The sequence below is a fragment of the Tardiphaga robiniae genome (assembly GCF_001618955.1).
GTDB classification, from domain to species: domain Bacteria; phylum Pseudomonadota; class Alphaproteobacteria; order Rhizobiales; family Xanthobacteraceae; genus Tardiphaga; species Tardiphaga robiniae_A.
This window is the reverse complement of the sequence record NZ_LVYV01000001.1, coordinates 41,882-65,017: the sequence shown is the minus strand read 5'-3', so window position 1 is coordinate 65,017 and position 23,136 is coordinate 41,882. Positions and strand designations below refer to the sequence as shown.

The following is a 23,136-nucleotide window of genomic DNA, read 5'->3' as shown; positions in this document are numbered from 1 at the left end:
AAAGTTAATTCGCCTTCGGTGCTGCATCCGCAGGTGCTGCCGCCTTAGGCGCATCGGCGGGCTTATCCGGCTCTGCTACCGGCGCCTGTTTGGGCACACCCGTAAAGCGCTCGATCACCGAGCGTACGGCGTCGCGGGTCTTGCGATCCTTCACCGCATCCAGCAAAGGCGCCGCTCCCGGCGAACGACGGATCAGGCTTTCCGGATCTGGGAAGATCAGCGGATCGTCCCATGGGCCCTGAATCACGAAAGGCAGCTCGAAGCCGCCTGTGCCGTTGGTTGCCGGATTGAGACTGGCAATGCCCTTGAGGTCATATTCGCGCGACGGCACCGACGCGGTACCGGTCAGCGTCAGTTTCGCAGCGGGACCATCGATCCGGATATCCTGTGCGGTAGCGATGCCGTCGTTGAATTTCACGGACATGTTGAGCGTGTTGAACGGCGTCGAACCCGAGCGGAAATTGCCGGCGCCGGACAGCGGACGTCGCTCCAGCCTTTTCAAAAGCTGTTCGACGTTGAAGCCGCTGATCGCCCCGTCATGGCCCGTCAGCGTTGCGGTGCCGTCGAGTGATTGCGCGAGGCCGAAGGGCGATGAGCCCGAGGCCTCCAGCATCATGCTGAGATTGCCGCGTCCGGTGAGCTTGTTGACGCCGAACAGATCGCTGGCACAGGCCTGCAGGTCGACATCGCTGAACTGGAACTGGGCCTTCACATCGGCCACGGCATCGGAATGGGCAACGTTGAACGAACCACGGACGATGCCGCCATACATCTGCGCCTCACCCACCGACAGCGCCAGTGTACCGCCGCGCAGGTTGGCGCCGAGCGCGGTGCGGCCGAGCACTGAGGAGCCGACGGTGACCTTGGCGGCCGACAGGCGCATATCGAGATCAGTGGTGGACAGCGCGTTCAGATCGAACAGCTGCCGGTTCCAGTCACGCGCGCCGGACGCCAGAAGTCGCACTGTCGAAACATAGGGTGTGAAGTCGAGCGCACCGGCGGCCAGCGTGGCCTGCAGCGTCTGACGGCCGGTGTTGCTGTAGGTCATGACGCCTTCGGCGCTGTTGCCGTCGAGCTCGACATTGACGTTGGTCAGCGCGATCGACGGACCGACCAGGCTGGCACGCGCTTTCAGGGCAAAGCGGCCGAAACCGCCGGAGCCGGGCGGTGCCTGACCGACCCAGCGCAGCGCATTGCGCAGCGACATGCTGTCAGCGGTCAGCGTGCCTTCCATGACCAGACTGGCCTTGTTGGCGACGGTGCCGTCGAAGGCCAGCTTGATCGGCGCACCGGCGATGCGTGCCTTGACGCCGGAGCGCTCACCGGACAGTGCGGCAATGAAGTCGCTGACGCTGAGGCTGCCGTCGATGCGTTCGCCGCGCCAGTCGAACTGGCCGGTTGCAGCGAATGAGCGCGAGATCGATGGCCAGGCCAGTGAGAGGTCGATGTCGCCGAGACGCTCGGTGTTATGCGGGTCCTGATAATGCAGCACGCCGTCCTGGATGCGGATCTCGGAGAAGGATAGTGGCTGTTCAGCGCCTGGCCTCATGGTGCGGGCGATGGACTCGATGAATGGCGTCCAGTTGCTTTCGCCGGAGGCCTCGCGGATCACGCGGATACGTGGCCGCAGCATCATCATGTCGGCGATCTCGAAGCGCTGCAGCAGCAGCGGCAATAGCCGCAGATTGGCCGTCAGCACATCAACCGTCAAAGCGGGATCGATCGACCCGCCGCCTTTCAGGCCGACATCGTGAAACGAGACATAGCTGCCCGGAAAGACCGAGACATCCACCGCGCCGTTGACGACGAAGTCCAGCCCGGTCACGGCACGGATCTGTGCCTCCACGGCATGACGCAACGTATCGCGGTTGAGCAGCCACGACATGGCAAACAGCCCGATCACTGCAACACCCAGGAGCGCCGCAATCGGCATCCCCAGGCGTCTTATTCCTTGGGCACTCGTCAATGAACTATCCGGGTTGGTTGGTGGTCACACATAGCGGGGCGGCATCCATGTGCGCCCACGTCCAAGGCCCTCAATTTGAAGGGTTTTCTTGACGCTTTCAAGGCCATAGCGGGGGTGATGGGGTCGCAGTCCCCCGCGATTGACCTGCCGCGGAGTTTCCGCCTAATAATCCACGACATAGCCGCCCGCGCCCGCTGGGTTCTCAGCGCATTCCTGCATCAGGTCGATTCCCATGAACAAGGTCTACCCCGACGCCAAATCGGCACTCGACGGCATTCTCAAGGACGGCATGATGATCATGTCCGGCGGCTTCGGCCTCTGCGGCATTGCCGAGGACCTGTCGGACGCCTTGCGCGATTCCGGGGTCAAGGACCTCACCGTGGTGTCCAATAACGCCGGCGTTGACGGCATCGGCCTGTCTCGCCTGCTGGAAACCCGCCAGATCAAGAAGATGATCTCGTCCTATGTCGGCGAGAACAAGCTGTTCGCCCAGCAGTATCTGGCCGGCGAACTGGAACTCGAATTCTCCCCGCAGGGTACGCTGGCCGAGCGCATCCGTGCCGGCGGTGCGGGCATCCCGGGCTTTTACACCAAGACCGGCGTTGGCACGCTGATCTCGGAAGGCAAGCCGACCATGGAATTCAATGGCGAGACCTACATGCTCGAGCGTGGTCTGTTTGCCGACATTGCCATCGTGCACGCCTGGAAGGGCGATACCGCAGGCAACCTCGTCTATCGCAAGACCGCCCGCAACTTTAACCCGATGATGGCGACCGCCGCCAAGATCACCATTGCGGAAGTCGAGCATCTGGTGCCGGCTGGCGAAATCGATCCGGATCATATTCATACGCCGGGCATCTTCGTGAAGCGCATTGTCGAGGTTGGTACCGGCAAGAAGCGGATCGAAAAAGTCACCTCGCGTCAGCGTCCCGCGTAACCGCCAAAAGCAAAAACAGGAGAGAACGATGGCTTGGACCCGTGATCAAATGGCAGCGCGCGCGGCTAAAGAACTGCGCGACGGATATTACGTCAATCTCGGCATCGGTATTCCGACGCTGGTGTCAAACTACATTCCCGAAGGCGTCGACGTTCAGCTGCAGAGCGAGAACGGCATGCTCGGCATGGGCCCTTTCCCATATGAGGGCGACGAAGATCCAGACCTCATCAATGCCGGCAAGCAGACCGTAACCGAACTGCCGGAGACCAGCTATTTCTCATCGGCGGATTCCTTCGGCATGGTCCGCGGCGGCCATATCGACCTGTCGATCCTCGGCGCCATGCAGGTGGCCCAGAATGGCGATCTCGCCAACTGGATGATCCCCGGTAAGATGGTGAAGGGCATGGGCGGGGCGATGGACCTTGTCGCTGGTGTGAAGCGCGTCGTCGTGGTGATGGAACATTCTGCCAAGGATGGCGCCAAGCTGCTGAAGAGCTGCAACCTGCCGCTGACCGGCGAGCGCGTCGTCGACATGGTCGTGACCGATCTGGCGGTGTTCACCATCGACAAGCACGGCAATGACGGCATGGCCCTGATCGAACTCGCCGATGGCGTGACGCTTGATGAGGTGAAGGCCAATACCGAAGCTGAATTCCGGGTCGCGCTGACCAACACCTGAACGATCGCGCGCTCCGAACGTTGACCTGATGCCCGGCCTCGTGCCGGGCATTCGTGTTAGTATCTGCCTTCTCATCTCTTTAGTTGAGCATGATCTTTCGGAAAACCGGTTTCCACTTTTCCGGATCATGCTCTAGGAAGCCGACATGCGCGCCAGTCTCGAGGACCGTTTCTTCCTGCTTCTGATCGTCGTGGTCACGCTGGCCTTCGGCTGGATCATGAGCTCGTTCTACAGCGCGATCCTGTGGGGCGTCGTCATCGCGATCATGTTCGCGCCGATGCATCGGCGGGTGGAGCGCCGGATGCCAAAGCATCCAAACTCGGCCGCCTTGCTCACCGTGGGATTGATCGTGCTGATCGTGATCTTGCCGCTGACAGTGGTTGGCGCATCGCTGGCGCAGGAAGCGGCGGCTGTCGTCGGCAAGATGAAATCAGGCGAATTCAATCTCGCGCGATTCCTGCAGCAGATTCTCGATGCAGCGCCGCAATGGGCCAAGAGCCTGCTCGACCGTTTCGGGATTGCCAATCTCGGCGGCCTACAGGAGAAAATCTCGAACGGTCTGGTCCAGGGCAGTCAGTACATCGCCACCCAGGCGCTGAACATCGGCCAAAGCACGTTCGACTTCATCATCAATCTCGGCATCATGCTCTATCTGCTGTTCTTCCTGTTCAAGGATGGCGAGGCGTTGTCGCAGCGTGTGAAGAATGCGATTCCGCTGCGGCCGGAGTTACGTGACGATCTGATGGAGAAGTTCACGGTGGTCATTCGGGCCACGGTGAAGGGCGGCATTCTGGTCGCACTGGCGCAGGGTGCGCTCGGCGGGCTGATCTTCTCGATCCTTGGCATCAACGCCGCGCTGCTCTGGGCCGTGTTGATGGCGTTCCTGTCGCTGTTGCCGGCGGTGGGCGCTGGCCTCGTCTGGATGCCGGTCGCGCTCTATCTGCTGGCTACGGGCTCGGTCGTTCAGGGCGTGATCCTGATTGCCTATGGATTTCTCGTCATTGGTTTGGTCGACAACATCCTGCGGCCGATGCTGGTGGGCAAGGATACCAAGCTGCCGGATTATCTGGTGCTGATCGCGACGCTTGGGGGCATCGATGCGCTGGGCCTCAATGGCTTTGTCGTCGGTCCCGTCATTGCAGCGATGTTCGTGGCGGCCTGGGCGATCTTTGCGGAGTCACGCAAAAGCGGTCAGGTCCCGATTGCGTAAGCGCGTTACACTGGCCCCTGCGGCACATCTGCAAAGCGTGTCAGCCAGACCACCGGGCCGATGCTGGCAGCGACGATGAGAAGTGCGGCCAGGGCGCCTTCTTCAAAGCTGCCACGGCTCGCATATTGATAGATCGAAGTCGCCAGCGTTTCGACATTGAGCGGTCGCAGTAACAGCGTTGCGGGCAATTCCTTCAGGCAATCTACGAAGACGACGATGACAGCGCCGAACAATGCCGGACGCAATAGCGGCAGTTGAATCACGCGCAGTGTGGTGATTGCCGGCGCGCCGGCGGCGCGGGCGCTGTCGTCGTAATCGACGGGAATGTGCTCGAAGCCGGCCTTGATGAAACCGGTCGGCACCGCCAGGAACCGGATCACATAGGCGATCACCACGGCGGCGCCGGAGCCGACCATGACAAGCCCGGGCGATGCGAGACTGAGCCATCCGGCGAGCTTGCTGAATCCATTGTCGATGAACAGCACCGGCGTCAGCAGACCCAGCGCCAGCACCGTTCCGGGCAGCGCATAGCCGGTCTGGGCGACAGCGACCGACAGGTTGGTCAGCCGCGAACCACGCCAGCGCTGAGCGACGATCACCACGAGCCCGAGAAGCAGCGCGGCTCCCGTGGCAATTGCGGCCAGCGCTATGGTGTGGCCGGCATCGCGCCAAACCGTCGTTTCCATCGATAGCAGACCGCGGCGCAGGCTCTCACGCAGCAGATAGAGCAAGGGCACGGCGAAGCCGAGCAGGGCAGGGATGAGACAGGCGGTGAAAGCAAGCCATCCGTATGCGCCCGTCAAAGGCGTGCGCGGTGCCAACCGCGGATTCTCCGAAGAGAATTCCACGCTGCCTTCGCGGCGGCCGAAGCGCTCGATGGCGATCAGCACCCCGACGATGGCGAGCATGAACAATGACAGCTGCGCAGCACCTGCAAGACTGCCGCGGTTGAGCCAGGTCGTGAAAACCGAGACGGTGAGCGTGCGAATGCCCAGATATTCGCTGGCGCCGATATCGTTCAGCGTTTCCAGCGATACCAGTGCGAGGCCCACAGCGAGGGCGGGGCGCGCCATCGGTAGCGAGACACGGCGGAACGTCGTCCAGCGATCCGCACCGAGTATCTTCGCGGCTTCAGCAAAATCGGCGCTGCGATGCTGGAACATCGCGCGGGCCGAGAGATAGACGTAAGGATACAACACGATGCCGATCACGAAGACGGCGCCGGGCAACGAACGCAGGCTCGGCAGCCACGCGATCGCGCCGGGCAACGACATTGCCGTTGCCAATGCGCGATGGACGAGACCCAGTGGCTCGAACAGGTCCACATAGACGTAAGCGGCGAGATAGGTCGGAATCGCCAGCGGCAGCGGCAAGAGCCAGAGCATGAGCGCGCGGCCGGGGAAATCGTGCGCCGAGACCAGCCATGCGGTGCCGGCACCGACCGCGAGCGTAACGATACCGACGCCGATCAGGAGGGCTGCGGTGTCGCGCAGCGCCTGCGGCAATACATAGGCGATCAGATGCTGCCAAAGCTCAGGCTCCGGCTGCAGCGCCAGTAGCGCGATGCTGATGACAGGCGCAGCCACGAGGAGCGTGGTCGCGAGTGCAATGAGGATTGCTGTGAGTTCGGTGCGGGAGAGGGTCACGGGAGAATTAAGCTACGCAGGTTTTCTCCGCATGTCGTCCCCGCGCAGGCGGGGACCCATACACACCGAAGGTTCGGTTCGACGTTGTGGCCGTTCCAGTGATTCATTTTTACTTCGGAGACTATTGGTCCCCGCCTGCGCGGGGACGACGTGGACAGTGACCCTCAATTATCAAATCCGACCTTGTCCACCAGCGTCGACGCGGCTTTGCGGTTGGCGGCAATCTTGGCGATGGGCATCGGATCGGCATTGAGCTTGCCATAGCCCGCGATCGTCGGGTTCACAGTGATGCCGGCGCGCACGGGATATTCATAATTGGCGTCGGCATAGACCTGCTGGGCATGCTCGCCGGCGAGCCATTCGATTAGTTTCATGGCGTTGGCCTTGTTCGGCGCATGTTTGGCCAGCAGCACGCCGGACAGGTTCACATGGGTCCCGCCGCCTTCGAAGGTCGGCAGGATCACTTTGGTGGCTTCCGCCCAGGGCTTTTTGTCGGGATCGGCATTCATCATCAGCGCCCAGTAATAGGTGTTGCCGATACCGAGATCGCATTTGCCGGCCGCAACGTCCCGCGCGGTTTCGCGGTCGCCGCCCGAGGGCTTCTGCGCCAGATTGGCCTTCACGCCGCGCAGCCATTCCTCGGCCTTGGCTTCGCCGTGCTTGGCGACATAGGCGGCGAACAGCCCGTTATTGTAGATGTGCTGGCCGGAGCGGATGCAGATCTTGCCCTTCCACTTCGGATCGGCCAGTTCCTCATAGGTGATGGCGTCCTGCTTGACGCGATCCTTCGACGCATAGATCACGCGAGCGCGCATCGAAATGCCGGCCCAGTGGCCGTCGGGATCGCGATATTGCGCCGGCACGACCTTCTCGATCACCTCGGATTTCATCGGTTGCGTCACGCCCGCCTGCACGGCTTCATCGATGCGGCCGATATCTACCGTCAGCAGTACGTCCGCCGGGCTGTTGACGCCTTCGGCCTTCATGCGCTGCTCGAGGCCTGAGCTCGCCGAGATCACATTGACCTTCACGCCGGTGTCCTTGGTGAAGGCCTCGAAGATCGGCTGCACGAGCTTGGTTTCGCGATAGGTATAGACGTTGACTTCTTCCGCTGCCTGGAGCGCGGATGAGCCAAGGGCGGCGAAGAGGACGGCGGTGGCAAGGGCGTGATGCTTGATCATGAAATGGCTCCGGCAAGGGGCGTATCTACAATGTCAGGTGGAGTAGCGCAGTGGGCGTTCGAATGTCAGTGACTGAACGTCGCGTGGACAAAAGATTAGATTGATTCCAGATTTAAGTGGGCCGCAGATAAGCAACGGCTTACCTGCGGCCCGATCTCTAGAGCTCTTAGAAGTTCGCCGTCACCGATGCCCGGAACGCGCGCGGCGAGCCGGGCGTGATGTTGTTGGCCGCATCGGCGGTGGCGTAGTAGCTGGTATCGAACAGGTTCTCGATGTTCAGCTGGGCACGCCACGTCTTGTCGAGCCGGAAGTAGACGGCGGCATCGACGCGGGTGAAGGCTTTCAGCTTCACAGTATCATCCGACGTGGCGAAGAAGTCGTCGTAATGGATGACACCGAGGCCGGCACCCCACATGTCGTTGAACTGATATTTGTTCCACATGGTGAAGGTGTTGAGCGGCACCAGGCCGACGCGGTTGCCTGGGACGATCGTGGCGGAGCTGGCATCGACGATGCGCGCATCGGTGTAGGCGTAGCCGCCGGTGACTTGCCACTGATCGGTGACATAACCGGTCAGGCTGAGCTCGGCGCCTTTGGTGTTGGTTTTTCCGAATGCGACGACCAGACCGTTCTGAATGAAGCGCTGATTTTCGCGGTCGAGGTCGTAGATTGCCGCGGAGGCCTGCAGCCGTGGGGTGATGTCCCACTTCACGCCGACTTCATTGTTGATGAACTTCTCCGGCACGGTGATGGCGAGCGATGGCGTCAGCGAGCTGAACTGGTCGCCGGCGCTAGGCAGATACGAAATGCTGTAGCTGCCATAGACCGAGACGTTGTCGACCGGCTTGATAATCACGCCGGCGCGCGGCGAGACAAGGTTGTCGACACGGCTGTCTACGGTGCCGCCCGGATTGAGGTTCTGCGAGGTGAGGTCGAAGCGATCGTAACGAACGCCGCCGATGAACTGCAGGTAACGGCTGACCTCGATCTGGTCCTGAATATAGACCGATGCGATATCGAGCGTCGCATAGGAGTTGTTGTCGGAGGCGTTGTTGTGGATGAACGACCACGGGGCAAAGGTGGTCGGGCTGGACGCGGGAACGACCAAGGTCGCGCCGCCGTTGATCTGGCCGGTGTTGCGAAGGCTGAAAGTGTTCTGCCGTCCGAACTCGGTACCGAATACGATCGTGTGCAGCACGGGACCGGTATTGGTCTTGTAGGTCCAGTCGGTCTGATTGAACAGGTTCTCGCGCTGAGCCAGGTTGTTGTAGGCCGAGATGGACGCGGTGCCGCCGGGGGTGACGAACGTTCCCGTGGTCGGGAAAACGTTCTGGTAGAACTTGTCGTAGTTCGCATAGCGTGACGAGTTCTTGACCGTCAGGCCATTATTGAAATCGTGGTCGATGAAGGCGTTGGCAATGTGGACGTCCTGCTTCGAATAGCTCTGGTCCGGATTGCCGAAGAAGGTCGAAGCATTGGTCGCGAACGGCACGGTCGGGCGTGCATTCGTGGGCGCTGGCACAGTGCCCTGTGCCGGGATGCCGCGATCCGCGGTGCGGTCGTCATGCAGATATTCGTAGCTGAGCTTGACCTTGGTATCCTCGCCGCGAATCGTCACGGTCGGATTGATGCCATAACGCTCGAGGTGGCCGTAGTCGCGATAGGTTCCGGAATTCTCATACATCGCGTTGATGCGCGCCGCGACATTCTCGTTCACGGCGCCGCCGGTATCGATCGTCACGCGCTTGTTGTCGAACGATCCGCCCTGAACAGTTACCTCACGGATCGAAACGCCGTCGGCTTCCTTCTGCACGCGATTGATGACGCCGCCGCCGCCGCCGCGGCCGAAGATCATGGCATTCGGTCCCTTCAGGACCTCGATGCGCTGGGTGTTATAGAGATCGCGGAAATACTGCACGTCGTCGCGAATACCGTCGATGAAGAAGTCGGCATTGGTGCGCTGCCCGCGGATGACGACGTCATCGCGATTGCCTTCGCCCTGATGCGGCACGACGCCCGGCACATAGCGAACCGCTTCGCCGATGCTGCGGAAATCCTGATCCCGGATGAATTCCTTCGTCAGCACCGTGACTGATTGCGGCACGTTGAGGAGCGCGGTGTTGGTTCTGGTGCCGCTCGAAATATTGCGAGTGATGTAGCCGACCTGGCCGGACTGTGCGTCCTGAGGGTTGACGCTGAGCGGCTGGCGAACCGGCTGCGGCGCAACGGTATGTGTCCGTGCGACGCGGCCGGATGCGGCGCGTTGCGGCTGGGCACGGCGTACGCGCGGCGCGCTGGGAGCGTCGATCTGTACCGGCGGCAATGTCGATGCGCCGGAATTCGCATTCTGTGCAATCGCCGGCTCTGCGATGCAAAATCCCGCCGTGATGATGGCCGCCGCGCTCGTCGAAATCAGAAAAGCTTTGCGCGCCGCTGTGTCGCGCCCCCCGATAGAAGTCCTGGAAGTCATTACTACGCCCCTGAAATATTCTCCGCTCATGCAGATGCCGGCGGTCCTTGTGTTTCCCTGGAAACACTTGGACACATCTGCAATTCGGAGTATTAGGCGCGAATTAGATGGCGTTTAGAATCAATCGAACTTCGAGGGATATGCCCAAGGTGTGTGATCTGCGCACCAAGGGGCGTCGGGATAATTTGTAATCGTTCTAAATGAGGTGCGGCGTCCCGCCTGCGCCAAACGATTGGTCACTGGACAAGCGCTGCAATGCGCGTAAGCGCCGCAGTCACCGACACCTGGGATAAGGGAATATCGGGATGCCTCCGATGTTGTCTGACTGACTGGCTTTCCGAATGTCCCGCAGGCACGAGATTGAATGATGCGCGTTCTACTGATCGAAGACGATGCCATGTTCGGCAAGGCGCTGGTGCGCGGCCTGAGCGAGAATGGCATGAGCGTCGACTGGGCGCGCAATGGCCGCGATGGCTTCGCCGCGATGGACCGGTCGGAATATGCGGTCGCTCTGATCGACATTGGGCTGCCCAAGATGTCCGGCCTGGACGTGCTCAAGGCGAAAAGAAAAGCCGGCATGACCACGCCGGCCCTTATCATCACCGCGCGGGATGGCGTGTCCGACATGGTGGCGGGTCTCGATCTCGGCGCAGACGATTACATCGTCAAGCCGTTTGAACTGCCGGTACTGCTCGCGCGCATACGCGCAGTCACGCGCCGCGCCAATGGTCGCGTGGTGTCGCTGATGACGTCCGCGGAGATCACGCTGGATCCATCGACGCAGGTGGCGACATTCCGCGATATCAAGCATCTGCTGTCGGTGCGCGAATTTGCGGTACTGCAGGCTTTGATGGAACGCCCCGGGCAAATCCTGTCGCGCAGCCAGATCGAGAGCCGGATCTACGGTTGGGGCGAGGAAGTCCAGAGCAACGCAGTCGACGTGCTGATCCACGGACTGCGCAAAAAATTTGACAAGGACATTGTCCGCAATGTCCGCGGTGCGGGCTGGATGGTGACCAAGGAGGGCGGATGACGTCGTTGCGAAAGACCGTGATGACTTACGTCACGGGACTGCTCATCTTCGTCGGCGTTGCTGCGGCCATCACATCCTATTATTTCGTCAAATACGAAGTGAACAGCTTCCAGGACAACGCTCTACACGAGGTCGCGCTTACGGCGGGTATGGTGTTCCGGCATGATATCGAGCCGCGGATCGATGCCGAACTGGAAGACCAGCTGGTGATCCAGATCTGGGATCAGGCAAAGCAGCCCATTCATCGTTCGGGCCCCTCGGTCGATATCCCGTCTCAGTCGGAACTCGGCTATGCCGACGTGACTGCGGGCGGAGAGCGCTGGCGCGTGTTCACGTCGCGCGACGCGACGCATGCGATCCAGGTCGCGCAGCGCTGGAGTGCGCGTGAGGAAGTTGCCGCCTATGCGGCCGCCGGCGCTGCCGTGCCGCTGATCGTTGCCATCCCGATTGCGTGGCTGATGATCTGGTGGGCCGTGAAGCGCGTATTGTCAGGGCTTGGAACACTGTCGGCTGATATCGGCCAGCGCAGCGCCGATGCGAAGGACGCGCTAAGTCTGAAAGGCGTTCCGGTCGAGGTCGCTCCGCTTGTGACAGCCATGAATTCCCTGATCGAGCGACATCAGACTGCGCTGGAGACCCAGCGTCGCTTCGTGTCCGACGCGGCACATGAATTGCGGACTCCGCTCGCGGCCCTCCAGATCCAGATCGACAATCTGCGATCGCGTGAACTCAATGCGCCTGAACGTGAGATCGCGCAGGATCTGCTCGACGGGATTCGAAGGGCATCTTATTCAGTCAACCAGTTGATGACCATGGTTCGCGCCGATGCCGGCATCGAAAGCGAAGCTGAGGTCGTCGATGCCGAGGCCTTCGTGCGGCTGGTAGTGTCCGGCTTCGTGTCCATCGCCGACGCCAAGGGCGTCTCACTCGCGATCGCACCGGGGACGCGTGATGAATTGAATGTTCGTGCCGCCGATCTCCGGCTGATCGTCTCGAACCTGCTCGACAATGCGGTGCGTTACACGCGTGCCGGCGGCGCGGTCAGCATCAAGGCTGTGCGCCGAGGCACGGATTTCGTCATCGAGGTGATCGACAGCGGATGTGGAATACCGGAATCCGCCGTGCCATATCTCTATGACCGCTTCTTCCGCGCGGCTCCGATGGATATCGATGGCACCGGGCTCGGATTGGCGATTGCCCGGACGGCGGCGGATCGTAACGGCTTCAGCCTCGATATCGCAAACCGCGACGACGCTCAGGGTGTCAGGGCTGCCGTCTCGATCCCACTCGGAGGAGTGTCGAACGAGGTCAGGCAGTTCGAAGCGGCGTAACCGCGCTACGCATCATCACCTGGAAGAGCGTCGGCGAGCGCACGCAATGTCTCGGGTTCGCGCAGCACGATGCGCTGCCGGCTGCTTTCGATCAGCCCGCGCTATTCCCAGGTGCTGAGCGTGCGGCTCACGGTGAAGACCGTGGCGCCGGTCATTTCAGCGATATCCTGCCGGCTCAGCTGGAAATCGATCTCGACGCCTTGCGCGGTCTTGCGGCCTGATTGGTTGATCAGCCGGAGCAGGGCGTGAGCAACGCGCTGCTCGACCTGCTGGGTCGACATCTCGACCACACGCGTATGAGCCTCCTGCAGTCGGCTACCGACGGTCTTGAGCGTATTGGCGGCGAGGGCGGGATAGTCGGCAACCAGCCGCGTCCAGATCGTGGTGGGCCACACCAGAACCACGCTGTCATCCACCGCCGTTGCGGTTGCCGGATAAGTCGTCAGCCCCATGGCCTGACCGATCCCGAAGATCTCGCCGGTCGCGACGTAGCGCACGATCACCTGTTCGCCGGCGGGCGTCATCTTGGTCGCGCGGATATGGCCATGGAGCAGCAGATAGAACGAATGGACGTCCTCGCCCTGCTCGAAAATCACTTTGTTCTTCGGGACGCGGATCGAATGCGTCTCGCGCAGGATCGCCTCGCAGGCTGCGGTGTAGAGACTCTCGAACAGCGGCAGATGCGCGACCATGGAGCTGTCGACCGCCGACATGTGTTCTCCGTCAAGTTCCCGTTCCGGACACTTCTAGACCGTGATTGCGGGCGTCGATCAAGTGGAAGTTTGCGCTGGCGCAATGTCGAGGCCGGGCGGCAGGCCTAATTTGGCGCATCCGGCTGAAATGACCGGAGTTTACGGAGAAATACGATGCGCAAGGCTTTCATGCTTGCAACCGCTGCCATCCTTTTCGCTCTGACAGGCGCCGCTGGCGCTGCGGAGGTCGAGGTCAAAATGCTCAACAAGGGCGCCGACGGGACCGCAATGGTGTTCGAGCCCGCACTGGTCAATGTGCAGCCCGGTGATACCGTGAAATTCGTGTCGACCGACAAGGCGCACAGCGTTGAATCGGTCAAAGGCATGCTGCCCGCCGATGCGACGCCCTTCGTTGGCAAGATGAGCCAGGACCTCGTGGTGACCTTCGACAAGCCCGGCGTCTACGGCGTGAAATGCGCGCCACATTACGGCATGGGCATGGTAGGACTGGTGGTGGTCGGTGCGCCAACCAATGCGGCCGAAGCCAAGGCCGTGACCCATCCCGGCAAGGCCAAGACAGTGTTCGCGACGTTGTTCGAGAAAGTCGCTGCAAAGTAACACGCCCCAAACGGGAGAGTAACGATGACGCTTCTTCGTGTTCGCTCCATCGCCGATTGGCCGTTGCTCTCGGCCGGCTTCCGCCCCTTTTTCCTGCTCGGTGCGTATTATGCCGGCTTGGGAATTCTGGTCTGGGTGCCGGCCTTCCATGGCCGGCTGGCGCTGGCCACCGGTTTTGCGCCGCGCGATTGGCACATTCACGAGATGCTGTTCGGCTTCATGTCGGCCGTGGTCACCGGCTTTTTGTTCACAGCCATTCCGAACTGGACCGGCCGGTTGCCGATCCGCGGCTTGCCATTGCTCGGGCTGGTCGTCCTCTGGATCGCGGGACGGATTTGTCTGACGTTTTCGGCCTATACCGGCTGGCTCATAGCGATGCTGGTCGATGTGAGTTTCCTGACGCTGGTCGCCGCCGCTGCAACCCGCGAGATCGCGGCGGGCCGCAACTGGCGTAATCTGCCAGTGGTCGGCATAGTCGCCTTCCTGCTGGTCGGCAACATCGCCTTTCATGTTGAAGCTCATCTTGCTGGCGTCGCAGACATCAGCATCCGGATCGGCGTCGCGGTCGTTGTGTTGCTGATCTCGCTGATCGGCGGCCGGATCATTCCGAGCTTCACCCGCAACTGGCTGGTACGCGAGAATCCTGGTCGGCTGCCAGTGCCGTTTGCGCGTTTCGATATGATCGTCATCGCCGTCAGTGCCGCCGCGCTGGTGCTGTGGATCGCGCGGCCCTTTGGCGAACCAACGGGAGCGGCTCTCGCGCTGGTCGGCTTGCTGCACATGATACGTCTGGCGCGCTGGGCCGGCGATCGTACTTGGCGCGAGGGACTGTTGCTGATCCTGCATATTGGTTACGCTTTCGTGCCGCTGGGTTTCCTGCTGAATGCCGCAGCGGCAGCAGGATGGGTAGTGCCCAGCGCCGGCTTGCATGCATGGATGGCAGGTGCGGCCGGCGTGATGACGCTGGCTGTCATGAGCCGGGCAACACTGGGGCATACTGGCCAGGCACTGCACGCCTCACGCACGACGCTGATGATCTATGCTGCCGTCATCGTGGCGGCACTGGCGCGGATCGGCGCCGTGATCGAGCCGGCTTACAGTCCGCCGCTGCTCCATGTTGCAGCATTGACGTGGGTCGCGGCCTTTATCGGCTTCGCTGTCTCATTCGGTCCGCTGCTGATCGGCTATCGCAAGCCGCGCCGTTCCGACGCGGCGATGGCGCTCAGTCGCTAAATCGGAGAAGGCCACTCAGGCCTTCACCGCTGCATTCGAAAATGCCACCTCGATCAGCGTGCCCGAGCTCGGCGCGGTCTTGATCTGGAAGCGCGCGTTGTTGGCTTCGACCAGCGCCTTGGTCAGCGACAGGCTGACACCCGAACTCTCTGAAGAGTCCGCCGGCGTCGAGCTACGGAACGGCTCCATCGCGGCGGCGAGTTCGTTGTCATTGAGGCCGTGACCGGTGTCGCGGACGCGCAGCACGATCTCACCGAAGTCCGACAATGCGGTGGAGACGATCACCTGACCGCCGGCATTGGCGAGATGGATCGAGTTGCCGATCAGATTCAGCGTGATCTGTCGTAGCGCGCGGGCGTCGGCAACCACCGTGGGAAGCAGATGGGCCAGCGAGGTACGGATGATGATGCGGCCGCGATTGGCTTGCGGCTGCATCACCGCGACGCATTGCTCGACCATCTCGTTAAGGTTCTGCGTGGTGAAAGCGAGGTCAATCTTGCCGGTCTCGATGCGTGACAGATCGAGCAGATCGTTGACGATCGCGATGACGCGTTCACCCGAGGCGCGAATGTCTTTCATGTATTCGACATAGCGCTCGTTGCCGAGCGGGCCGAAGCGCTGGTCGACCATCACTTCCGCGAAGCCGATGATGGCATTCAGCGGTGTACGGACCTCGTGGCTGATCCGCGCCAGAACATCCGCCTTAGCGGTCGCAGCGCGGTCGGCCTGGCGGCGTGCATTCAGCAGTTCGGTTTCGGTCTTCTTCGTCTGCGTCAGGTCGCGGAACACGGCAAAGAAGTTCGGTCCATCCGTGCGCGTGCGGCCGATGGTCATCGACAGCGACACGAGGCCGCCCGCGCGCACCTGGCCGAGGGCCTCACGGCCATGATCCATCAGGCTGGCCACGCCGGATTCCTTGACGCTTGCGAGATAGTCCTGCACCACCCGGCGGCTTTCTGCTGCGAAGAGGTCGGTCAGATTCCGCTGCGTCAGTAATTCGCCGCTATAGCCGAACAGCGCCTCGGCGCTGCGGTTGCAGGAATTGATGTTGCCTTCGGCATCGAACATGATGACGCCTTCGGCCGTGGTATCGAGGATCGTGGCCAGATCTTCGGCATCGATATGGCCGGCGGGCAAGGGCGCGTCCGCAACGGGCGCAGCGATCGTAACAGGGGCGGCGACAAGCTCTGCCTTGGGCGGAGAGAAAATCAGCGCATGCGCCGGCTCGTTGTCCCATGAAATCGTGTAAAGGCGCGCTTCGGCGGGCACTGTGTTGCCGGACTGGTCACCGCCTGAAATCGTGACGGCGGTGCCGTCATCGGAGGTGCTGGCCGCAGAAGAGACATCAGCTCCGACATAGAGCGCATCGAGGCCACCCGCTTCTTCCAGTGCGTTCAGGCTCGGATAGTTCATTCGGGCGAGGAAGGCGGGATTGGCGAACAGCAGGCGATCGAGGCGATAGATCAGGACGCCGACCGGCATCAGGTCGAGCAGCATCTTGTCGCGCATCATCTCGCCGCGCGGTGCAGCCGGTGGCGTTGTCAGCCAGGCAGCCTGTGACGCCGCCTCAGTTGGCTGAGACAAGGTCTGGGCAGCCGTCGGTGCATCGTCCGTCTCGCTGTCCGCTTCGGGTGTGTTCGTGCTCGTGATCAGTCCCGTTTCCGACTCAAGCCGCGCCGACAATTGCCGCGCAAGCTCGTTGAAGGCGCTGTTCTCGACAGGCGTCAGTGCCGGCGATCTGGGATCGCCTGGTCGAAATGGCACGACGTTCTCGGGTGGTTGCACGGTGCTGTCCGGGGTGGTTGGCGGTGGTGTCTGTTCTGGTATCGGGTTGGTGGTGAGGGCAATCGGTTCATCGAGACTGTCGCCGACAGGGCCCGCCTGCGCGACATCGGCGGATAATGGTCGGGGCGGTGGATCGCCGATGTGATCATGTCGACGTTGCTCGGCGAGCCGCGTCATTCCATCGAGGTCGCGGCAAACAGCGAAACCGCGATAGCCGGTGAAATTGCGCTCGCGATCGAACAGCGGCAGGCCAGAGAGTTCGACAGGCAGGCGGCCACCGCCATCCACCGGCCAGAGCAGCGTGATGCCACTCCATGTCTGCTGCGTGGCCATCGCCTTGACGACGTGGCTATCGGGATCGAGATTGAATTCGGCTGTGAGATCGTTCCACTTGCGGCCAAAGCTTGCCGCTGTGCGCGGGCCGATCAGGTGGATGAACTCGTCAGAGTTCAGTGTGAAGCGCTTCTCCGCATCGATCTGCCATACGAAACGGAGCGGTGTCGTGCGCGATTCGATTTCGGGCAGGGCAACGGGCACTGGTTCGTCAGCGACGGGCTCGATATAGGGCGACGGCTCGTGAGCCTCCGCCGGCGTGTCGGCATGTGCAATGGTTTCAGCAATAATGTCTTCGAGATGCGTGTCGCGATGGGTATCGGTGGTGTCAGGCTCAATCGGAGCGTCGATGTCGACGGTCTGTTTGTTGAGGTCAGCCGCTTCGGTGGCCTCATCGAATTCGATAAACAGGTCGCTCGGCTCTGCAAGGGCGCTCTGCGGTTCAACGCCGGCTTCGGGTCTTGTGGGAGCCTCAAGTTCTTCTTCGCTCGGTGCCGGATGCACAGCGCCCGGCGCGATCAGCGCCACGAGTCCGACATCGGCGCCGCTGCCCACGCGCTGCAGTACCATGCGGCCAAAGCCGATAGGCGTTTCGATGCGGCCGTCCTTTAGCGCGCCGTCGCGCGCGTGATCGAGGCCGGCATCGGAGAGATTGCGAAAACCAAGCAGCGCCCGAGCCATTTCGTTGGCGCCGACGAACAGGCCGTCGCGTGCAAAGGCGGCGATCGGAGTGTCGATCCCCTCGACGAGATTTTGCAGCCGTTCGACCAGCGGCATGCCGCGGCCACCGAGCGGCTCCGCTGCGACAACGAGAATGCCGCTGCCGCCATCGGGAAATTCAAGCTGCGAGCAGGCGCACGTCATCAGGCTCCCCAGCGCCGCGCCGAAGCCGCGCAGGCGCTCCAGCCGCATCGCGCCACTGGCCGGTAGCCGTGAGCCGAGCTGGGCTATCTGGCGGCGATGGGTATCGGCGGGGCCGAAAGTCCTGGCAAACAGGTCCGCTGCGTTACGGGCCCCGAACAGTCGCGCGCCGACCGGATTGGCCCACAGCACACGGGTGCCGTCGCGCGACCACAGCCAAACCGGCTGGTTGCTGGTGGCGTGTACGGCCAGCCGTGCATCGCCAACACCCCGCAACTGAAAATCCGCATTGTTCATCGGCACTTCATGACTGACTCGTTGGGCGTCCGTCCGGTATCCGCGTCACAGATTGCGGGCCAAACGATGACATCCTTAATAATTCGTTAGTATCGCCCGCGCAGGCGCGCAGGTCCACGTCCCCCGCCCATTCCAGCAGGCCAAAGCAGCAATAACGTTAATCCGCTCCGAGGGTTCGGCATTCTGCCGAACGGAGGGGCAGGGCCATGCGTTGGCAGTTGCAAAACAAAAACAAAGGTCCACGATGGGATCGGACGAGGACGGGACGCCGCGTCACATCGGCGATGCCAAGCTCGGCTAGATTGCAGTGGGCGACACGGGAGACGGGGCCGTGGACGGCTTCGTCAATGCAAAATGGAGCGGGACATGACCGACCAATTCGAAATTCCGAAGGAAATGCGCGCAATGGCCGAAGCCAGCTTCGACCAGGCCAAGCAGGCATTCGAGAAGTTTCTGGCCAGCGCCCAGAGCACGGCGTCGTCGATCGAAAACCGCGGTGAGACCGTGCGCGCCGGCGCCAAGGATGTCAGCACCAAGGCCATCGCCTATGCCGAGAAGAACGTCGCCGCGTCGCTGGATTATGCCCAGCAGTTGCTGCACGCCAAGGATCTCGGCGACGTCATGCGGCTCCATAGCGAATACGTGCAGTCGCAGATGAAGTCGCTGGCAGAGCAGGCCAGCGAAATGGGCCAGATCATGAGCCGCGCTGCCATGGACGCCGCCAAGCCCAAGAGCTGACCGACCCCTGCGCTCTCCGCTATGCAATCAGTGATTGATATTCAGCGAGTTCCATGACGTGGGCGCGCATTCGATCCGGGTCTTATGCGATTCTGCGGTGCAATATTCTGTTGCGTCGCACAATTCCGACATGATATTGCGGTAACCACAATGACGCATCGCTGATGGCGCTGCCGGTCTGTTTCCCGCCAGCTGATGAAAGGCACTGGTGCCTTCCGCAGCCGCCACGGGTTTATTGATTTCACCCCCCCACCACGAAGGATGCACGCTATGGCCGAATCGACCGATCCGTTCTCATCTTCCGTTATCCCGTTCCAGGTGCCGGAGCAGGTCCGCGCGTTCGCCGAAAAGGGCGTCTCGCAGGCGCGCGAGGGTTATGCCAAGTTCAAGGACGCTGCCGAAACTCATAACAGCACGGTTGAAGCTGTGTTCGGCACGGCCACCAAGGGCGCTGCCGAATATTCGGCCAAGCTGCTCGACATTGCCAAGACCAACACCAATGCGGGCTTCGACTTCGCCCAGTCGCTGATCGGCGTGAAGTCGCCGTCGCAGGCGATGGAGCTGTGGACCGCTTTTGCGCGCAGCCAGGTTGAAACCTTCACCGGTCAGACCAAACAGCTGGCCGAACTCGGCCAGAAGATCGCCACCGAGACCGCCGAACCGATCAAGACAGGCGCTTCGAAGCTGTTCCAACCGGCTGCCTGAGCCGATCGCACCGCCAAATAATCGAAAGCCCGGGCCGCAAGCCCGGGCTTTTGTTTGCGCCAAAAATCATCATCGCGGCCTTGCCAAAGTGATGCGTTGCACCTAGTTTCCCGCCTGTTCGGGACCCCCTGATTTTGGGGCCGGTCAGGATGCAGTTGTAGCTCAGTTGGTTAGAGCGCCTGTTTGTGGAGCAGGAGGTCGGTGGTTCGAGACCACCCAACTGTACCATACAAATCAATCATTTAGGCGATTCGAGCGTGGCCGTTGCTTTGGGCTGCGACAATGTCTGACCGCTTGGGTCGGGCCGGCAATGCCGGCGCGCCGGTCAGATCATTCAGCGTGCCCGCGATCTGCTCGGGGCTGTAGGGCTTGGGCACGAACAGGCCGCCTTCCGGCACCTCGACGTCCCAAATGGCCGCGTGCTTCCGCCAGGCCGGTCATGGAACTCGATTGCCATCGTTCCGTTGGCTCCTGAACGACAGGGAGGCAATCATGATCGACGCTGATATCAGCAATACTGCTATTGCGATGATGTGCGACATCGCGCGCGCCTCCGCGCTCGATCTCAATGCCGAAAAACGTGCCGTGCTTGACGGGCTGATTGCCCAAGGGCTTGTCGAGGTGATCGATCAAGCCAAGCCGGCAGCGGGGCAGAAATTTGCGATCACGTCGAAAGGGCAATTGCTGCTCGACAAGCGCGGCGTTGGCGTCAACGAGGCCTGATGCGGTTTCCTGCGTTGATCGCTTGCGCTGCTACTTGCCTTTGCAGAGGACCTCGCTGACCCCGCCGAGAACCGCCTTGGTCCAGATCGCATAGCCGGCATCATTCAGGTGAATGCCATCGGTTGTGTATTTCGCCGGCATGGACGGGATGGTGACAAGGCTCGCGCCAGCATTGCCGGCGATGCTTGGCAGCAACGCGTTGTAGCTGTCGATCGCCCGATCGTTGATGCGCGCGCTATCGGACTTGCCAGCTTCAACAGGCGTCACGGTCGCTATGGCCATTCGTGGCGCCGTGGATTTCAGCGTCGCGAGCAAAGCGAGATAGTTGGTCCTGTATGAGTCCGCGTTCACAGGGACCGCAGCATCGTTGAGTCCGAGGGAGACGACGACCATGGCGGCCTGCTTCCCGCCAAGTGCTTTTGTCAGCATGGCATCGAGACCGCTCGATGTCGTCGATCCGTCGATTCCGGCATTGACGACCGGCCGACCGCAGACGGCACGGGGGAAGGTTGCGCGTTTGACGATGCTGTCGCCGAGGATGATGACGGGATCATCGACCTGCTTCAATGCTGCCCTGATCAGTAGTGGGCGCGGCGGCGTCGCGTCATTTCCTTTGGGCCATGCCGCCCAGCCGCACAATCCCACGAAGCCGATAATGCCAATACGAGTCCAGTTCATGATCGTGAACCGCCCGCGCAGGTTCGGAGTATCGCTTTTGTCTCACTGTTCATCTTGGACCGTCTCTCGCACGAGGTCGCGACGGGGCAACGGCGCCGCAATGTTCGGGAGAAACTACAGGGCAGGCGCGAAGGCAAGCCCGATCCCAGTCACGTCCGCCTTGCCAAGCTGGCAATCGTCTCCGACACTCCCACGATAATGTGCAACCAAGGGGGACTAATGTCGGTACGTCCAGGGATTCTGAGCGGGTGGCTTGCCATGTCAGTCATGATCGGTGCGTCGTTCTTGGCGACGCCGTCGCAAGCCTATACCGAGGATCAGCAACAGCTTTGCACCGGCGACGCCTTTCGGCTCTGCAGCTCAGCCATTCCGGACGTCGATCGCGTGACGGCCTGCATGGTCCAGAAGCGGGCGCAATTGAGCCCGGGCTGCGCGCAATTCTTTCGGGCAACGCCGGCCAGCGCGCGCAAACCCGCGGTCAAGTCGCGAAGGGCGAAAAAACCGACTCGCCCGAGCTGATCAGGCTCCGCTTTCACGTGAACGGAAGTTTAGTCAGCGTGCAGAACGGCGTGATCTCGCCGAGTCGCTGCACCGTGACGCCGTCGATCGTGGCAAAAAAGTGAACCCGTGACAAACTGACACGTTGGTATCACGCCACGAAGCAACATCTCCAGACCACGAGGAGCGTCATTTTGAGCAGCGAAACCAATATCGACTACAAGGCCGAACTCAATCGGCATTTGGCCTGGTTCGAAACCAAACTTCCGCCCCGACCGGCTCGATTTGTAGGTTGGTTGCGCAAGCCCTCATCGAAGCTCATTCGATTCCCGCTTGGCATTTTGCTGATTATCGGCGGGATTTTCAGCATTCTTCCTGTGCTCGGCCTCTGGATGTTGCCGCTCGGACTCATCCTCATCGCGCAGGATATTCCGCCGCTGGAAAAGCCGGTGGCGCAGTTTCTCGGTTGGCTTGAGCGAAAATGGATCGAACGTCAGCGCGCGAAGGGCATTGCTATCGAAGGCCCGGACTCAACTCGTTCCAACGGCGCTGATAGCAAGATTTGAGCGTCTGACTTGATACCAGAGTGCGACAAAGTGGCGACATGCGTACTACATGTGACTCATTTTGGGCCTGTTGCGCCGCACTGTGTGACTCAAAAACCAACATTCCAAACAAATCAGGCACATATCCTTGAATTACGCGTAAATATGACTTTAACGAATCAGCAGACTGATTCATTTTCGCCTCCTGGGGTCAATCTGGAGGCCAACATATGAACGTCATAGTTTTCGCATCGCGTAAAGGCGGCTCGGGGAAGAGTACCCTGGCTGCACATCTTGCTGCTCAAGTTCATAAATCAACGAAGCCTTGCTTGCTCATCGACGCGGATCCGCAGGGTTCGTTGACGCTGTGGCACAAGCTGCGGGGCACAAATGAACCGCCGCTGAAGATCGCAAATCGCAGCGTGACCGAAATGGTTGCCGCAGCGAAGCGTGACGGTTTTGAATGGGTGTTCATCGACACGCCGCCGAATACATCGGCTGTGGTCGACGATGCCATCAAGAACGCAACCATGGTGATCATTCCTGCGCGTCCCGGCGTGTTCGACGTCGACGCGGTGCAGGCTACGATTCAGAGCTGCCGCTCGGCCCGCAAGCCCTATGCGGTTGTCATCAACGGTGCGCCGGCACGCCGTGACGATTCCGAAAGCCGTATCGTGACGATCGCCCGCGAAGCGCTCGCCAAGTTCAAGGCTCCGGTGTGGTCCGGTCAGATCACCAACCGTGCAGATCTCCTGCTCGCACTTGGCAACGGCGAAGGCGCCCGCGAATATCAGGCAGAAGGTCGCGCAGCCAGCGAGATCGGGAAGCTGTGGGCGGCGATCGAACGTTCGATCAAGGCTATTCGCGGCAACGGATCGGCGACCGGCGCGATGCACAAGCAGGCGGCCTGATAGCCGTTCTGCTCTTTTGACCCCAGAAAAAGCGCGCGAGATCTTCGCGCGTTTTTTGTCGTTTGC

20 protein-coding genes, 1 tRNA gene and 1 pseudogene are annotated in these 23,136 nt (G+C 61.3%); 14 read left to right on the top strand and 8 right to left on the bottom strand.

Annotated elements, in window-relative coordinates; translation table 11 throughout:
* Positions 1-4: 4 nt before the first annotated feature.
* Complete coding sequence (locus tag A4A58_RS00315; protein ID WP_068728768.1) at positions 5-1,933, bottom strand: AsmA family protein; 1,929 nt, start codon at positions 1,931-1,933, stop codon at positions 5-7.
* Positions 1,934-2,198: 265 nt separating this feature from the next.
* Here A4A58_RS00315 and A4A58_RS00310 point away from each other — a divergent pair, with 265 nt between their 5' ends.
* From A4A58_RS00310 to A4A58_RS00300, 3 genes are all read left to right on the top strand, one after another.
* A complete protein-coding gene (locus tag A4A58_RS00310; RefSeq protein WP_068728766.1) occupies positions 2,199-2,903 on the top strand; it encodes a CoA transferase subunit A in 705 nt (234 codons plus the stop codon).
* A gap of 28 nt (positions 2,904-2,931) precedes the next feature.
* Positions 2,932-3,582 (top strand): 3-oxoacid CoA-transferase subunit B, encoded by a 651-nt coding sequence (locus A4A58_RS00305; protein WP_068728764.1) that lies wholly within the window; start codon positions 2,932-2,934, stop codon positions 3,580-3,582.
* 145 nt (positions 3,583-3,727) lie between these two features.
* Entirely contained in the window at positions 3,728-4,792 is a 1,065-nt protein-coding gene (locus tag A4A58_RS00300; protein WP_068728762.1) for an AI-2E family transporter, read from the top strand.
* Positions 4,793-4,797: 5 nt separating this feature from the next.
* Here the strand turns inward: A4A58_RS00300 and A4A58_RS00295 are convergent, their stop codons facing one another.
* From A4A58_RS00295 to A4A58_RS00285, 3 genes are all read right to left on the bottom strand, one after another.
* On the bottom strand, positions 4,798-6,438 hold the full coding sequence (locus tag A4A58_RS00295) for an ABC transporter permease (protein WP_068728760.1): 1,641 nt from the start codon (positions 6,436-6,438) through the stop codon (positions 4,798-4,800).
* A 164-nt stretch (positions 6,439-6,602) separates the two neighbouring features.
* Positions 6,603-7,619, bottom strand: a complete 1,017-nt coding sequence (locus A4A58_RS00290; RefSeq protein WP_068728758.1) for a Fe(3+) ABC transporter substrate-binding protein — start codon at positions 7,617-7,619, stop codon at positions 6,603-6,605.
* 166 nt (positions 7,620-7,785) lie between these two features.
* Positions 7,786-10,089 (bottom strand): TonB-dependent receptor, encoded by a 2,304-nt coding sequence (locus A4A58_RS00285; RefSeq protein ID WP_068728757.1) that lies wholly within the window; start codon positions 10,087-10,089, stop codon positions 7,786-7,788.
* A 367-nt stretch (positions 10,090-10,456) separates the two neighbouring features.
* On the opposite strand from A4A58_RS00285, the gene A4A58_RS00280 reads away from it, so the two are divergent.
* Together A4A58_RS00280 and A4A58_RS00275 are read left to right on the top strand one after the other, a co-directional pair.
* Positions 10,457-11,122, top strand: coding sequence for a response regulator transcription factor (locus A4A58_RS00280; protein WP_068730342.1), 666 nt, complete (start codon positions 10,457-10,459; stop codon positions 11,120-11,122).
* Positions 11,119-12,453, top strand: a complete 1,335-nt coding sequence (locus A4A58_RS00275) for an ATP-binding protein (RefSeq protein ID WP_068728756.1) — start codon at positions 11,119-11,121, stop codon at positions 12,451-12,453. Before A4A58_RS00280 ends, A4A58_RS00275 begins: the two co-directional genes overlap by 4 nt.
* Positions 12,454-12,458: 5 nt before the next feature.
* Here A4A58_RS00275 and A4A58_RS00270 read toward each other — a convergent pair.
* Positions 12,459-13,166 (bottom strand): annotated as a pseudogene (locus A4A58_RS00270) (Crp/Fnr family transcriptional regulator).
* A 153-nt stretch (positions 13,167-13,319) separates the two neighbouring features.
* Between A4A58_RS00270 and A4A58_RS00265 the strand changes: the two are divergent.
* Positions 13,320-13,763, top strand: coding sequence for a pseudoazurin (locus tag A4A58_RS00265; protein ID WP_068728754.1), 444 nt, complete (start codon positions 13,320-13,322; stop codon positions 13,761-13,763).
* Between the two features lie 24 nt (positions 13,764-13,787).
* Positions 13,788-14,996, top strand: a complete 1,209-nt coding sequence (locus A4A58_RS00260) for an NnrS family protein (protein WP_068728752.1) — start codon at positions 13,788-13,790, stop codon at positions 14,994-14,996.
* Positions 14,997-15,011: 15 nt separating this feature from the next.
* Here the strand turns inward: A4A58_RS00260 and A4A58_RS00255 are convergent, their stop codons facing one another.
* Positions 15,012-18,272, bottom strand: coding sequence for a PAS domain-containing protein (locus tag A4A58_RS00255; protein WP_068728750.1), 3,261 nt, complete (start codon positions 18,270-18,272; stop codon positions 15,012-15,014).
* A 366-nt stretch (positions 18,273-18,638) separates the two neighbouring features.
* Between A4A58_RS00255 and A4A58_RS00250 the strand changes: the two genes are divergently transcribed.
* The 3 genes from A4A58_RS00250 (at position 18,639) to A4A58_RS00240 (ending at position 19,943) form a co-directional block, all read left to right on the top strand.
* On the top strand, positions 18,639-19,010 hold the full coding sequence (locus tag A4A58_RS00250) for a phasin (protein ID WP_115033036.1): 372 nt from the start codon (positions 18,639-18,641) through the stop codon (positions 19,008-19,010).
* Between the two features lie 270 nt (positions 19,011-19,280).
* Positions 19,281-19,715 (top strand): phasin, encoded by a 435-nt coding sequence (locus tag A4A58_RS00245; RefSeq protein WP_068728746.1) that lies wholly within the window; start codon positions 19,281-19,283, stop codon positions 19,713-19,715.
* 151 nt (positions 19,716-19,866) lie between these two features.
* Positions 19,867-19,943: transfer RNA gene (locus tag A4A58_RS00240), tRNA-His, on the top strand.
* Between the two features lie 14 nt (positions 19,944-19,957).
* On the opposite strand, the gene A4A58_RS30655 is transcribed toward A4A58_RS00240, so the two are convergent.
* A complete protein-coding gene (locus tag A4A58_RS30655; protein ID WP_158005627.1) occupies positions 19,958-20,113 on the bottom strand; it encodes a hypothetical protein in 156 nt (51 codons plus the stop codon).
* 94 nt (positions 20,114-20,207) lie between these two features.
* Between A4A58_RS30655 and A4A58_RS00235 the strand changes: the two genes are divergently transcribed.
* A complete protein-coding gene (locus tag A4A58_RS00235; RefSeq protein WP_068728744.1) occupies positions 20,208-20,438 on the top strand; it encodes a hypothetical protein in 231 nt (76 codons plus the stop codon).
* 30 nt (positions 20,439-20,468) lie between these two features.
* Here the strand turns inward: A4A58_RS00235 and A4A58_RS00230 are convergent, their stop codons facing one another.
* Positions 20,469-21,116: an SGNH/GDSL hydrolase family protein gene (locus A4A58_RS00230; protein ID WP_068728742.1), complete on the bottom strand. Its 648-nt coding sequence runs from the start codon at positions 21,114-21,116 to the stop codon at positions 20,469-20,471.
* A 258-nt stretch (positions 21,117-21,374) separates the two neighbouring features.
* Between A4A58_RS00230 and A4A58_RS00225 the strand changes: the two genes are divergently transcribed.
* The 3 genes from A4A58_RS00225 to A4A58_RS00215 all read left to right on the top strand — a co-directional run bounded on the left by A4A58_RS00225 (position 21,375) and on the right by A4A58_RS00215 (position 23,070).
* Positions 21,375-21,635, top strand: coding sequence for a hypothetical protein (locus A4A58_RS00225; RefSeq protein ID WP_081421640.1), 261 nt, complete (start codon positions 21,375-21,377; stop codon positions 21,633-21,635).
* Between the two features lie 173 nt (positions 21,636-21,808).
* On the top strand, positions 21,809-22,180 hold the full coding sequence (locus A4A58_RS00220; RefSeq protein ID WP_244499613.1) for a hypothetical protein: 372 nt from the start codon (positions 21,809-21,811) through the stop codon (positions 22,178-22,180).
* Positions 22,181-22,389: 209 nt separating this feature from the next.
* Entirely contained in the window at positions 22,390-23,070 is a 681-nt protein-coding gene (locus tag A4A58_RS00215; protein ID WP_068728738.1) for a ParA family protein, read from the top strand.
* The last annotated feature ends 66 nt before the right edge of the window (positions 23,071-23,136 follow it).

What these genes read in the sequence shown, in the direction of transcription:
- A4A58_RS00250 (WP_115033036.1), top strand. Translation starts at nt 18,639, where the DNA reads ATGACCGACCAATTCGAAATTCCGAAGGAAATGCGCGCAATGGCCGAA.
- A4A58_RS00245 (WP_068728746.1), top strand. Translation starts at nt 19,281, where the DNA reads ATGGCCGAATCGACCGATCCGTTCTCATCTTCCGTTATCCCGTTCCAG.
- A4A58_RS00225 (WP_081421640.1), top strand. Translation starts at nt 21,375, where the DNA reads ATGTCAGTCATGATCGGTGCGTCGTTCTTGGCGACGCCGTCGCAAGCC.
- A4A58_RS00265 (WP_068728754.1), top strand. Translation starts at nt 13,320, where the DNA reads ATGCGCAAGGCTTTCATGCTTGCAACCGCTGCCATCCTTTTCGCTCTG.
- A4A58_RS00280 (WP_068730342.1), top strand. Translation starts at nt 10,457, where the DNA reads ATGCGCGTTCTACTGATCGAAGACGATGCCATGTTCGGCAAGGCGCTG.
- A4A58_RS00300 (WP_068728762.1), top strand. Translation starts at nt 3,728, where the DNA reads ATGCGCGCCAGTCTCGAGGACCGTTTCTTCCTGCTTCTGATCGTCGTG.
- A4A58_RS00215 (WP_068728738.1), top strand. Translation starts at nt 22,390, where the DNA reads ATGAACGTCATAGTTTTCGCATCGCGTAAAGGCGGCTCGGGGAAGAGT.
- A4A58_RS00315 (WP_068728768.1), bottom strand. Translation starts at nt 1,933, where the DNA reads ATGCCGATTGCGGCGCTCCTGGGTGTTGCAGTGATCGGGCTGTTTGCC.
- A4A58_RS00255 (WP_068728750.1), bottom strand. Translation starts at nt 18,272, where the DNA reads ATGAACAATGCGGATTTTCAGTTGCGGGGTGTTGGCGATGCACGGCTG.
- A4A58_RS00310 (WP_068728766.1), top strand. Translation starts at nt 2,199, where the DNA reads ATGAACAAGGTCTACCCCGACGCCAAATCGGCACTCGACGGCATTCTC.
- A4A58_RS00290 (WP_068728758.1), bottom strand. Translation starts at nt 7,619, where the DNA reads ATGATCAAGCATCACGCCCTTGCCACCGCCGTCCTCTTCGCCGCCCTT.
- A4A58_RS00285 (WP_068728757.1), bottom strand. Translation starts at nt 10,089, where the DNA reads ATGACTTCCAGGACTTCTATCGGGGGGCGCGACACAGCGGCGCGCAAA.
- A4A58_RS00260 (WP_068728752.1), top strand. Translation starts at nt 13,788, where the DNA reads ATGACGCTTCTTCGTGTTCGCTCCATCGCCGATTGGCCGTTGCTCTCG.
- A4A58_RS00235 (WP_068728744.1), top strand. Translation starts at nt 20,208, where the DNA reads ATGATCGACGCTGATATCAGCAATACTGCTATTGCGATGATGTGCGAC.
- A4A58_RS00305 (WP_068728764.1), top strand. Translation starts at nt 2,932, where the DNA reads ATGGCTTGGACCCGTGATCAAATGGCAGCGCGCGCGGCTAAAGAACTG.
- A4A58_RS00230 (WP_068728742.1), bottom strand. Translation starts at nt 21,116, where the DNA reads ATGAACTGGACTCGTATTGGCATTATCGGCTTCGTGGGATTGTGCGGC.
- A4A58_RS00275 (WP_068728756.1), top strand. Translation starts at nt 11,119, where the DNA reads ATGACGTCGTTGCGAAAGACCGTGATGACTTACGTCACGGGACTGCTC.